This window comes from Leptonema illini DSM 21528, from assembly GCF_000243335.1.
GTDB classification, from domain to species: Bacteria; Spirochaetota; Leptospiria; order Leptospirales; family Leptonemataceae; genus Leptonema; species Leptonema illini.
Map to the genome: position 1 here is coordinate 3,276,446 of NZ_JH597773.1, position 13,577 is coordinate 3,290,022.

5 protein-coding genes are annotated in these 13,577 nt (G+C 54.5%); all 5 read left to right on the forward strand.

The window, feature by feature from the left end; translation table 11 throughout:
• Positions 1–104: 104 nt before the first annotated feature.
• The 5 genes from LEPIL_RS14970 (at position 105) to LEPIL_RS14990 (ending at position 13,499) form a co-directional block, all read left to right on the forward strand.
• The gene (locus LEPIL_RS14970; protein WP_002773670.1) at positions 105–3,641 is read left to right on the forward strand and encodes an exodeoxyribonuclease V subunit gamma; all 3,537 of its coding nucleotides are present in this window, start codon (positions 105–107) and stop codon (positions 3,639–3,641) included.
• Positions 3,638–6,946 (forward strand): UvrD-helicase domain-containing protein, encoded by a 3,309-nt coding sequence (locus LEPIL_RS14975; protein ID WP_002773671.1) that lies wholly within the window; start codon positions 3,638–3,640, stop codon positions 6,944–6,946. Before LEPIL_RS14970 ends, LEPIL_RS14975 begins: the two co-directional genes overlap by 4 nt.
• Positions 6,943–8,952: an exodeoxyribonuclease V subunit alpha gene (gene recD / locus LEPIL_RS14980; RefSeq protein WP_002773672.1), complete on the forward strand. Its 2,010-nt coding sequence runs from the start codon at positions 6,943–6,945 to the stop codon at positions 8,950–8,952. The genes LEPIL_RS14975 and recD overlap by 4 nt, the downstream gene beginning before the upstream one ends.
• 117 nt (positions 8,953–9,069) lie before the next feature.
• Positions 9,070–10,440, forward strand: coding sequence for a TolC family protein (locus LEPIL_RS14985; protein WP_002773673.1), 1,371 nt, complete (start codon positions 9,070–9,072; stop codon positions 10,438–10,440).
• The gene (locus LEPIL_RS14990; RefSeq protein WP_002773674.1) at positions 10,437–13,499 is read left to right on the forward strand and encodes an efflux RND transporter permease subunit; all 3,063 of its coding nucleotides are present in this window, start codon (positions 10,437–10,439) and stop codon (positions 13,497–13,499) included. The genes LEPIL_RS14985 and LEPIL_RS14990 overlap by 4 nt, the downstream gene beginning before the upstream one ends.
• Positions 13,500–13,577 lie beyond the last annotated feature (78 nt).

Here is a 13,577-nt window from a genome sequence, read left to right on the forward strand (position 1 = left end):
TCTGGCAGTCAGCCCGACGTATTTCCACCATGGTACTCTCGTCCCGGGGGTTCACAGGCACGGGCTCTGTCCTGACGGGATGATATGCTATCGTCGAGGAAGAGATGCCAGGCATTCGTATTTATTTATCCCATCCGCTTCAGGAGCTGGCAGATCGTTGGATCGCAGATACGAGCGACGATCTGAAAGGGGCCGACTTATTTCATCCGCTGCGGGTCATCGTCCCGAATCGGAATATGAAGCGCTGGTTGCAGATGTATATGGCCCGAAAGGGAATCGTGGCCGCCCATATCCGATTCCAGTATGTGGAAGATGGAATTCGGTCCTTGCTGGAAGGGATCGCCGGCGAGTATAACCCACAGGTATTGCGTCCGCTTGATCTTCAGGGAAGAATCCTGCATCTATTGCTGCAAGATCTGAAGTCTGATTCTCCGCTGTGGCCTCTATTAACACAGAGAGAGTCTCACTCCGCCAGGGAAGGTTCCGGCGAGGAATCGCTGCGGATCTTTCAGCTTTCTCAGCGAATGACGGATCTATTCACGAACTATGAATACCATCGGGTGGGCACTCTTGAAGATTGGAGGGAAATTGACTCCGATCTTACGCTTGATGTGTTTGCAGATAGCAAATTCGATGATTCGCTTGCAGCCGACGGCCTTTTTGAGGAGCAAAGAAAGCTCTATAGAGCGGCTACCGTTGAGTATGGGAAGGACGAGCAAAAGCTCAATCTTTCTGTACTGCATGCTGATCGTGTACCCGTGTCAGAGTATGCGCGAAGGGTCCTCAAGGGAGATGTTAAGAAAGGAGAGGCTCCGACGGTCTATCTCTTCGGTCTATCACTTCTTTCGAGGTACCATATTTCTCTGATCCGGCATCTTTCCGATCATTATTCCTTTCGAGCTTATCTTCCGGATCTGGTTCCAGGGTTATTCAAGAGGTCCGCAAACGAAAATGACGAACAGTGGTCGCCGATAGAATTCACGGCGGAGTTCCGACCTGAAAACGACCTGTTCGCCGGCTGGAAGAAGTCTTTTGCTGAGCTACTCGGATTGCTTGAAACGGCTTTTCGTGGCCGCATTGAATGGTATGGTCGGAACTCCGACCGTACTTATCCTCTGGGCCGCTTTCACGATGCTCTTCTCAAAGGAAGTATACATCCCATCACTGACCGGATCCATATTGGCTGCTGCCCCGGAGAACGACGGGAGGTTGAGACAGTCTACCAGTGTATTCTACAGGCGATGAGGGATGACCCAACCCTTGAGCTGACAGACATTGCGGTGCTTGTTCCCGACATGGAGCATTATCGTCCCTATATTCTTGATGTCTTTGAGCGCGATAGAACTGCGACAGATCGTCCGCTTATACCTTACAACCTTTCTGACTACTCGGCTGCCAGAGAAAGTCACTTTGCAAGCGGTGTACGTGCACTATTCCAGCTGATCAGAGGCGATTTCACCCGAAGTGAGGTATTCGAGCTTCTCTATAATCCGTGCTGCCAGCATGCAATAGGAATTGATCGAGAAACAGTGGCCGAATGGCTGCGCCTCTTCGATGATGCTGGTATACGTCGTTTCTTCGATGCCGCTGATCGGAGTGCTCAGGTCGGAACTCCGACTGATGGAGAACGATCCGATGCCTTTACATTTCTCAGAGGACTCAGAAGCCTCTATCTCGGAATGTTCCTCGAGCCGGATGATCTCCTGAGTGATGGACTCCGCCCTCACTCCCTGTTCCTTGTCGATAGAACTGCCTTACTCAAACTCATCGATTTTGTGCAAAGGCTGTATCAGTGGCAGCAGGAATTGAAGCGGGAGTTTACAGGCAGAGAGCGTTTTGATAAAACAATGGAGTTCATTGATGGCTTTCTCTCGATTCCGGCATCGAATAATGAAGAACAGGAGGTCCGTGACCACATGGAGTCGGAACTCCGACTTTATGATCTGAGGCTTTTCAAGGATTTCACACTTCTGGAGCAGGCCATGCTCGCCTCTCTTACAGGCATCGCAGGTGGTCGTGGTCATTACCTTGCCGGAGGGGTCACCGTCTGCTCCCTTCAACCGATGCGACCGGTTCCATTCAGGCATATATACATCGCCGGCCTGGGTGAAGGTCAGTTTCCTCCCCGTGAGGATCGTTCTACCCTGAATCTGCTATCACGGGATCCCTCAGTCAGTGCCGGCGGGCTTCCACACAGCAATATAGCGACAGGAGAAAAGGCCCGGCTGCTTCTCTACGAAACCCTGCTCTCGGCGACCGATCGCATTGTTCTCCTTTATAACGGCCGAGATACGACCCGCGACAGGGAGCTTTTGCCGTGCTCTCCGCTGAATGAACTGATCTCTTATTTGAAGAAAGCGGATTCCCCCAAAACGGAGGATCTGGTTGAGCGCCTCCCGCTCAAACTTTACAGCCGTCAGTACACAGGTCGGAACTCCTACCTGTTCTGCAATCTCTCCCGACCGGATATCCGGCTGCTCAATCTATCCTCCATCAGAACCCCACCTCCCCCCAGCCCTTCCCTTGCGGCCGGAACGAAGGTCGATCAGCCTCTCGCCACGGATATCCAGATCGCCCATCTGATCTCGTTTCTGCGTCATCCCGTAGAAGCCGTTATCAAGCGCCAGATGCGTCTCTATGATAGCCGTATCGAAGATGACAGTCTTCATGACGATGAGCCTTTCCATATCACAGATGAAGAGATATGGGGGATGTCATCGCTTGTGATTGAAAGGGCTCTCATGCTCATGTCGGAGGGGACGTCGAACAGTGCCGGCACCGCGATAAACGATGCGGTTTCCTCCATTCAAGGGGAGTTTGCCGATCGTCTGCCTGTTCCCCCCTATGATGAAATTGCTCTTAAAAAGTACCGATCGCCTGACTTTATCGAGCTGCTTGAGATGGCGGGCCCGATCCTCCACAGCCATCCGTTCAGGCGAATCCGACTCGCTGACGAAAGCGCTGTGCAGGTGAACGTGAAGGGACGATCAATCCGTCTGACCGGCGAGATACCCTTTCTCTCGTATGCGGACGGGCATGCGACGATACTTCATGTGACCGACAGAAATTTCACGAACAGAGTTCTATTTCCTTTGCTGTTTCAACTTCTCGTACTCGAACGCACTCGGAGCTTCCGCTGGCATTCGTTCACGATCTGCATCATAGCCATAAAGAATGGGAAAACACAGTTATTGCAATACGCGAATAACCCTGAGCGCACACTCCGGAGCACATATATAGAGGATCTTCTCGATGAGTATCTCGCGGGAGATCTAAATTATCTTCCTCTGCGACTTGACCTCCTGAGCAAAGACATGTGGAAGTCCGATTTCTTTGACACTGCAGTTGGCGATGCAATCCGACGACGACTCGAAGATGAAGCACTTGAGTCCGAGGTAGATTTCATGGATCTTTTACGCGTCATTCCGCCAAAAATCGATGACGACATCCTCTCGCGAATGCGTAAACGCTGGGAGCCGATTGTGACGCTTTCCATTCCTGTCGATGATGGATCATCACGAAAAGGCAAATCAACTGATAAGACAGCGGAAAAGCAATCCAGAACGCAATCAAAAAAGCAAGCAGAGAAGCGACCAGCGAAATCATCAAAGAAACAGTCGAAGAAAGGATCTAAGTCATGAGTATGCAAGATCTGAATCATCCCTATGATTTCGATCTGTCGAAGCATGGCTGGATCGAGGCCTCGGCGGGAACGGGGAAGACCTTTACGATTGAGAGACTGGTTGTGCGCGCCATCGTGGAAGAGAAGATCCCTATATCTTCCATCCTCACCGTTACATTTACCGAGAAGGCGACCGGAGAGCTGAAAGATCGCATCCGCGGTCTATTACAGAACATCGTCGACGGAAGCCTTGCAGAAGGCGACAGACAGTGGTTCGAGGAGCAGCAACGCAAACATGGGGAGCAGGAAGCGAGCAAAACCTTCGCTTTCGTCAAAGAGTCCCTCGATAGATTCGATGAGGCGGCCATATTTACGATTCACGGTTTCTGTCAGTCACTGTTAACCGAGTATTCGTTCGAGCTCGGACGTCTTCTCAAGTACGAGCTTGTGAACGACAACGACCTGCTTGAGACGCTCATCCCCGACGCTCTGCGCAGGCTTCCGGTTTCGGAGTCCCATCTACTGGAGCGGCTTGTCCGATCCGAGTTCTGGAAGGTTACCCATTCCGGGGAGCCCCGCCTGGAAAACACGGTGCGCAATCTGCTTCGCATGCTGAAAGGAAACGTCGAGCCGCGCCTCTCTTCTGCATCCGAGGATTCGCCGATGCAGATCGTTCTTCGCATGGTGCGCTCGATTCAGGACAATCTTACCCGTCTCAAGGCGGAGCGCGGCTGGATCAGCTACGACGATATGATCCTGCATGTGCGCGATGCGCTCTGTCCGACTACAGATCGATTTAAAGATCAAGCGACAGACCGAGCTACAGATCAAAAGAAGGACCCCGATACGAGTCGCAAACTGGCCTCTGCCATAGGCGAACGCTTCCGCTTTGCCATCATCGACGAATTTCAGGATACGGACGCTCTGCAATGGGATATCTTCAGCGCCTGCTTTCTGGACTCCGGCCGTCACGTTAGCCGAACGTCTGATCGCAAATCCGACGATCGGTCGCCCCGGTTGATTCTTGTCGGCGATCCGAAGCAATCCATCTACGGCTTTCGCGGAGCGGATCTCAACGCCTACTTTAGAGCAAAGAAGCGCTTTGTTGCGCTTACCGAAAAGGGAGAAGCCCATCTTTATCGAATCAATCGCAATTTTCGATCATCGCCGGAGTATATACAGGCCCTGAATGCCATCTTCCAGTCGGAGGGTTATCCGTGGAACGTGGCCTCTGGCGACAATGATCTGGCTTACGTTTTGAAAGATTGTCCGACAGGCAATCGATGGGAAGGCACAGAGCTACCGCAGGGGCGCCGTCCGATGAACCTCTGGAGGCCCGAAAACGCTGACGGTGCCGCTGCCATTCGATTGGCTCATGCCCGTCATATCTGTAACGAAATCCGTTTCCTCACGGCAGGCGGACATGAACTCTGCAAAGATGGGAAGCGTCTGCCCGTGAGCTACGGCGACATCTGCATACTGGCCCGTTCAAAAAAAGAGGCCACAGGAATTCTCGGACATCTTCGCGCAGCGGGCATACCGGCCTCTTTCTATAAACAGGCCGGCGTATTTGAATCCGTCGAAGCGCTTGAGATTCTCTACGTGCTTGAGGGGCTTGCCGAACCGGCTCGCTCATCGGCAGTGCAGAAGGCGCTCCTCACCCGATTTTTTGGCATCTCTATAGAGCTGATCCAGGCGATGGATGAATTACCGGTCGACCATCCCTTTCGCGAGCGCCTGCAGCGCTGGCATGAGCTTGCCGGCGAGAATCGATGGCCGCAGCTTTTTCGCGAGATGATGACGGTCGACGAGTTATTCGCACTCGTACATGCCGATGCCGGAGGCTGGGAACGCAGCCTCACGAACTATGAGCAGATCTTTCATGCTCTCGAAGAACGGGCCCTTCGTAACGGCCTTGATCTGATCGGAATCGTGAGACAGCTGAAAGAATTGATACGCGAAGGATCTCTCGAAGAAGAAGAGACGCTGCACAAACAGGAAACCGAAGAGCAACGTGTGCGTGTCATGACCATCCATGCAAGCAAGGGCCTTGAGTTTCCGATCGTCTTTATCTATGGCGGCCTCACAGAAGGCACGAACATTGACTTCTTTCGCTTCTATGAAGAGGAGCATCCCGTTATCGTGCCTGTTCCATGGTTTGATCCCGATAAAAAGGAGCTCGACCGATCCGAATCGGGACTCCGCTATAAAGAGCTACATAAATCGTTTGCCCGGGCCGAGAATGCGCGACTCTACTATGTGGCGCTCACAAGAGCGGCGGTGATGTGCTATATACCGACCTATCGACCCAATCGCAATGCAGGCCCTGTCGGGACCTTCTTACAGGATGCCCTTGACGAAGCGATGAAACTCAGTCCAAACGTTTTTGCAGAAGTGAGAGACCAGCACCAGACGATAGCGTCCATAAGCCGGAGCCCTATCGACGGACAGAGCACGGCGCAGTTGCCGGAGCCTGTATTGCCGGCGCATCTACAGGAAAGAAAGGCCGATCTCCTCTCATATTCGTCAATTGTTCGACAGCGCGCGGAGCGCATTGATCGCGAAGAGCTTGACCATGACGCTTCTGCCTCTGAGGTTATCCTTGAGACCTCTGATGTCGATGTTCAGCCGACATCTCTCGACACGATCTTTCGCGGAGCGGAAGCCGGTAACTTCTTCCATGAAATACTGGAAAGGCTGGATTTCCAGGATGATGCCTTTCGCGAAGAGCAGCCCTCAGACTCCCTTTTCTCTGAAGATGTTTATCCGTCGCTCTCTACCCGCAATCGCTCGCTTATCCGACGCAAACTTGATCAATATGGCTACCGGACCGATTCAGATCACGAAGGTCCGGTTGTGCTGCTTTTGCACAGGCTCATGCGCACGCAGATCCTGCCCGGCTTCCGACTGTGCGATCTGAAACCGGCCGATCGTATCCATGAGATGGAGTTCGTATTCCGATATTCTGAGAATGTCGCCGGCATAAGAGGTGAGAGGTTCTTTACTGGCTTCATCGACCTGGTCTTTCGACATGAGGGGCGCATCTATCTGCTTGACTGGAAAACCAACCGTCTGCCTGCCTATGATCGTCCCCATCTTGACGAGGCCATGCGATCGCATCAGTATGATCTGCAGTATTCCCTCTATGCGCGGGCTCTGAGCGGATGGCTTGAGTCTCGCGGCCATGATCCGGTGGCGGAGTTAGGCGGGATGATCTATCTGTTTCTTCGCGGCGTCAGGCCCGGAGCTTCGGACGGTATCTTCTTCGAGACGGCAAGCCTCGAAGAGGTTAGCAGAAAGCTTGCCCGGGAGATCGGAGCATGAATTCGGCAACGCACATAGATCTGGTCGAGGCTTTGCGGTCGGTGGATGCGTTGGAGCCGGGTTGCCTCTTTATTGCCGGGGATCTACTCAAGATCTGTGACCTTGAAGCCCGTCGGAGTTCCGACCTGAAATATGTCTCTCTGGAAAATTCCGAAGTACGCAACCAGTTGAGGGATTTATTGCTGCTCCTGCAACTCTCGCTTTTCGAAGGCAATCTCTGCATCTCATCCCGCCCTGACGACACGCTGGATTTGCTGTCAAGGCTGGGCGTACCCACCCAGGTCGGAACTCCGACCGCCGAATCCCTTGCCGGCCTCGTCGCCGACCCCGCTCTCGAATCATATTTGCGTCCACTCTTCCACACAGGCATGCTCGTCAGAAAAACCGCCGGCAGCGCCTCATATCTCTTTCCGGGGCGTCAATGGCGGGCCATCGATCGCATCCGTTCTTTCGCCCTGCAATCGGCAACCCAATCCGCCACGTTCACGGACGACCAGCTCCGGCAGTGGTTCCGCGACGTCCTTGCAGAACGCCCGATCATGGGAGGCGAAAAGCCCGTCGCCTTCACAGCGCAGCAGCGTCTTGCCCTTCTGCTTGGTTTAACCGAGCCTCTCTTTGTTCTGTCCGGAGGTCCTGGAACAGGCAAGACGACGATCATTCTCAATCTGCTCCGGCTGATGATCCGGTCGGGCGTGCCGGCAGAGCGCATTCGCATGGCCGCACCGACGGGAAAGGCCGCCGCACGTATGATGGAGTCCATCGGCGGCGGTCTGCGTTCTATTGAAAAGGCGACCGATGCCGACAGGACTATCGAAACGCTCAAGGCGTCGACATTACACGGGCTTCTCGGCATCCGCCCCGGCATAGCACAGCCCGATTATAATTCAGCTAACCCTATCGATGCCGATGTCGTCGTCGTCGATGAGGTGTCGATGGTTGATGCGGTGATGATGTCGTCTCTTCTCTCGGCCATCGATCCGCGGCAAACGCGTCTGATACTGCTCGGCGACCGCGATCAGCTGCCGTCCGTGGAATCAGGCGCCGTTCTCGCCGACCTGCTTGCCCTTCTATCTGAGCAGGGAGAGGCGGCATACACCGAAGATGTTCTACAAAAGGCGGCGGATGTAATCGGCCCCGATGAAGCCTGGAATATGGCCCGTCGCAAACCCTCGGGGCCGAATCGCTACGTTCACCTGACCTATTCTCATCGGTCCGAGAGAGCTGTGCGCGATCTGGCCGCCTGGGTTAACTCCGGAGGCGAAGGACCATCTCCGCTGAAACCGGCCGAGGCTGCGACGCTGGAAGCCGGGCATGAAGGCACGTTTCTTTTTTCGCGGCCCGATGGAGCCGGCAGAGCTCATATAGAGTCGCTCATTCGCATCTGGGGAGCAAGCGTCTTTCCATCCGAGTGGGAGGCTATGCTTACCGAGCTCTCGCGCAAAGACGCTCCGACAGGAAGAACGATCACCGATCCGCAGACGATGGAGCTGGTGCGATCGCTATTTCGAATCTTCGATCGCTCTCGTATCCTGACCGTATTGCGTCGCGGTCCTTTCGGAGCGGAAAGCGTGCAGCGTATGTTTCAGCGCTATATGCTTTCGCGAGGACTTCGCGAGCGACGCGGACTTTTTTCCGGTCTTCCCGTATTGATTCGACGGAACGATCCGCTACGAGGACTGGCTAACGGCGATACGGGGCTCATTCTACAATTTCGGTCGCAGCGTTTTCTTGCGGTTTTTGACGGCAGTCCCATGACGGTCTTCTCGCCCGATGTGCTGCCGCAATGGGAGCCGGCCTATGCGATGACCGTGCATAAGAGTCAGGGGTCCGAATATGGAAGCGTGCTCATTATTCTGCCCGACGAGCCCGATCATCCGCTCATGAACCGGCAGATTTTATATACGGGCATCACGAGGGCGCGGAAGTCCGCCTTTCTGTACGGGAGTGACGATGCGATCCGTCATGCCTCCGGAAAGGCCTTGCGGCGCATAACCGGATTTGATTAGATGATCTCGAATCGACGTTCAGCGATTGTTGAACGTTTTTTTACATTTGAGGCGGCTTTTCGTACAGTTTTTCGGTCGTTTTCGAAGGCTGCCTTTGTTTTTGTGTGAGCAATTAAAATGACGCCAGCTTTAAAGAAACTTTCCTTTCTTCTATTCGCGCTGGCTCTGTTCCCCTTTCGCGCCGGCGCAGAAACGCCCGAGAAGCCCGGCCTCAAGCTCACGCTGAATCAAGCCTATGAGCTGGCTCTGAACCTGAATGAAGATGAGCAGATTCGCAAGCAGGAGCTTGAAATCGCCGAGGCGCGCTACCGACAGGCACTTTCGAATTACTTTCCACAGCTCTCCATCTACTATTCGAAACAGTATCGCGATCGTATCGATCAGAGTCGTACGCGAAGCTCCGATCCTTCGTCTCTTTTCGCGCAGCAACGTGCGCTTGAATTTGGAAGTTACTGGTACCAGTATAACGGTTCTTATGAAACGAGAGCGCAGCAGAATCCGTCACAGGCAGGCGTCAGTCTTACCTGGCCGATTTTTTCTGGCTTTCGCACCTATCACGAATCGCTGGCCGCCGACGAAGAGATCAAGGGGAAGGAACAGCTGAACGCCCGGGCGCGAGAACTGCTCTTTCGCGATCTCGCCGAGGTCTTCTATCAGACTTTACAGTACGAAGAGGCGGAACTTATTTATCGCGACGAAGCAAACGCCCTTCGCCGCCGTATCGCCGAAGTCGGTCGTCTTATTGGTCTCGGTCGCGCGCCTCAGGGAGATCTGCTCGTGGCACGATCTGATCTGGCGAATAGCCTTGTTCAGGCCGAGGCGAACAGGGCGCTGCTGATCGCATCAAAAGAGCTTCTTGGTTTTTTAATCGGTAAGCCTCCAGGAGAATGGACTCTTTCAGACGAGCAAAGTCTGCCGCCGGCACAGGCGCTTGAGGCATATCTGGAACGACTTGAAGAGCGCAAGGATCTGATCGCTTCATTACAGGCGATTCGAGCCGCAAGGGCTCGCCTCGAAAGCTCGCGCGGAGGATATCTTCCCGACGTCAGCCTTGACGGAGCCTATCTGCTCAATCAGAGCCCCGATTCGGGTCGCGACTGGAATATGACGCTTCGCATAACGCTGCCCATCTTTCAGGGCGGATCGACGATGGCATCCGTGCGCGAATCGAAGGCGAATCTGAAGATCAGCGAGTTGCAGCTCGACCGATTGCGTCGGCTGGCCACCTATGAGGTGCGTCAGGCCTATGCAGATTATACGGCGTCGGCAGCACAGCTTCTGCTCCTGCGAGAGAACGTCGAGACGGCGCGCGTCGCCTATGCCGTTCAATCGCGCGACTACGGACTGGGCGTCGTGACGAATCTTGAAGTGCTGAACGCCCTCAGTCGCTATCATCAGGCCCGGCTTGCACTTGCGCGCACCGAGGCCCTTTTGCGTATCAATCAACTGCGGCTGCATGTGGCGGCCGGCCTGGAGGAAGCGAAGTGAAGTTATCCGACCAGGCGATACGCCGCCCTGTTTTTGCGTGGATGATCTTTTTTGCCCTGATCGTGTTTGGCGCCGTTTCGCTCGGGCGCCTGGGCGTGAGCTACATGCCCGATATCGACTTCCCCGTTCTTTCGGTAACGGTGAACTGGGAGGGCGTGCCTCCGGAGTATATGGAGTCCGAGGTCGTCGATCGACTGGAGCGTACGATTATCGCCGTCGAAGGGCTCAAAGAGATGAGCTCGAGCGTGCGTCAGGGGACGGCGACGATCAATCTCGAATTTCAGATCGATCGCAATATCGACGCCGCCCTGCAAGAAGTGCAATCCGCTATCAGTCGGGTACGCCTGCCAACGGGCATTGATCCGCCTACGATCCGCAAGTCGAATCCGGACGATAGTCCCATCCTCTGGATCGGTCTTTCATCGAAGACGCGCTCGGTGCGCGATCTTTATGTCATCGCCGACCAGTCCATCCTCGATCGCCTGCAGCTTCTCGAGGGCGTCGGCGAGGTCTTCGCCGGCGGAACGATGGATCGCAACCTGCGCATCTGGATCGATCTTAATCGATTGAAAAAATATGAGTTAACTATCGTCGACGTTCTCGATGCGATCGCAAACGAACACAGCGAAGGAGCATCGGGTTACCTCGAAAATCCGGAGTTCGAGAAGAACCTGCGAGTGCTTGGCGAGGCTTCCACCGTTAAAGAAATCGAAGATATCCGAATCACAAGAAGAGGCGGGCGGCCGGTCTATTATTCCGACATACGGATTCGCGACGTGGCCCGCGTTGAAGACGGGCTCACCGATATGCGGCGTATTACGCGCGTGAACGGAATCGAAGGCCTGAGCATCGGCATCCGCAAACAGCGCGGAGCGAACGCCGTCGACGTCGGTAAACTGGCAAAGGCAGAGATCGAAGAACTGAAGGCCGATCTGCCCGAAGACATCGATTTACGAGTGAACTTCGACTCGACGGTATTCGTTGAAGAGGCGATTGATGAGACGCTTTTCACGCTTGTCCTTTCGGGCGTGCTCACATCGCTCGTTTGCTGGCTCTTTCTCGGGAACTGGAGCTCTACGCTTAACGTCATTCTCTCTATTCCGAGTTCTATCCTCGGTAGCTTCTTGATTCTCTATTTCATGGGGTTCACGCTCAATCTTTTCACGCTGCTCGCCCTCTCGCTTGCTATCGGTATCGTCGTCGACGATAATATCATGATCCTGGAGAATATCATCCGGCATTTTGATATGGGCAAGGATCGCGTGAAGGCTGCCCGAGAAGGAACGCGCGAAATCGCCTTCGCCGCCATCGCCTCAAGCGTCGCCGTCATTGCTATCTTTCTACCGATTGCGTTTATGGAAGGCGTGATCGGTCGCTTTTTCTTTCAGTTAGGCGTGACCCTGTCCGCGGCGGTCGCCCTGTCGCTTCTGGACGCCGTGACGCTTACGCCGATGCGCGCCTCGCAGATGCTGGTGCGCACGACTCGCGAGCCCCGTATCGTACAGGGCGTGCGGGCGATCATGGAATGGCTGACGACCGTCTATCGCTGGCAGCTGGAGTTCGCCCTGCGTCGTCCGCTTTTGATTCTTGCCGGCAGTGCTGCCGTCTTCGGTCTTTCGTTATCTCTTGTTTTCTTTATCAGAACGGAGTTTGTTCCTCCGCAAGATCAATCGCAATTCGGCATTCAGTTGCAGGCTCCGGTCGGATCTTCGCTTGCACATACGGTTACGAAGTTCGAAGAGGTGGAAAGGTATTTACAGAAGCGTCCGGAGGTTGAGCGTTTTCTCGGCATTGCAGGCGGCTTTCAGGGCGGTGAGTCGAACAGGGTAATGATCTTTGTTACACTGAAGCCACGGTCGGATCGCGATCTAAGTCAGCAGGACTTCATGGTCCAGGTGCGCAAAGATCTGTCGGCGATCAAAGGTGTGCGGGCCTTTCTCTTCGACCTCTCGACACGCGGCCTGACCGCACGTCGTTCGCAACCTGTCGAATTCAGTATTCGGGGCGGTGAATGGTCCGTCTTGAATGATAACGCTAAGAAGATCATCTCTAAGATGGAAGAGACGGGGCTCTATCGAGACATAGATACCGATTACAGAGAAGGCATGCCCGAGGTGCGCATCATCCCCGATCGCAAAGAAGCCTCTCTTCGCGGCGTCAGCATGCAGACTCTCGTGCAGACGGTCGGTGCCTCGCTGGGCGGGATTCGCGAAGGACGCTTCTCAAGCGATGGACGCCGGTATGATATTCGCGTGCGTCTCAAACCCGACCAATGGAGATCAGAGGCGGACGTTTCAAAGATCGCCGTGCGTAACGTACATGGAGAGCTCGTGCCGTTATCCGAAGTTGCTGAAGTGATCGTCGCTCCGACGGTGCAGACGCTGACGCGCATCGATCGTCAGCGCTCGATTCAGGTTACGGCGAATCTGGGCGAAGGCGCTTCACAGGGAGAGGCGCTTTCCGTGACCGAACGCATTGCCCGTGAGATTCTTCCGCACGGATACGCCTACTTTCAGGGAGGCGGCAGTCGCAGCTTCGACGAGGCCTTTCTGGGCATCTATACGGCGCTCTGGATGGGCGTGCTTGTGGCCTACATGGTGCTCGGCGCTCAGTTTAACAGCTTTCTGCATCCGCTGATTGTGCTTCTTGCTCTACCCTTCAGCGTAACCGGGGCGTTTCTTGCGTTATTCATAACCGATAACTCTCTTAACCTCTATAGCATGATCGGCCTTGTTCTGCTTATGGGTATTGTAAAGAAGAACTCGATCATGCTTGTGGAATTCACGAATGAGTTAAGAGCAAAAGAAGGCCTTGATGTGGGCCGGGCTCTGATCGAGGCGGGCACCATCCGACTGCGGCCGATTGTGATGACGTCGCTATCGACGATTGCCGCTGCCATTCCGCCTGCTCTTGCCATCGGTCCCGGCGCAGAAAGCCGCATTCCGCTTGCATTGACCGTCATCGGAGGTCTGACCGTGTCGACGGCATTCACGCTCTTTGTCGTACCGACGGCGTATAAATTGCTCAGCCGCTTTGAGCGTCGTCCGCCGAGCTTTTGAGGGCACAGTCTGTTCCGTAAAAGTGTTGATCAGACGAACAAACAATACATAGTGTACAGAAGCGGGGTTCCGATCGTG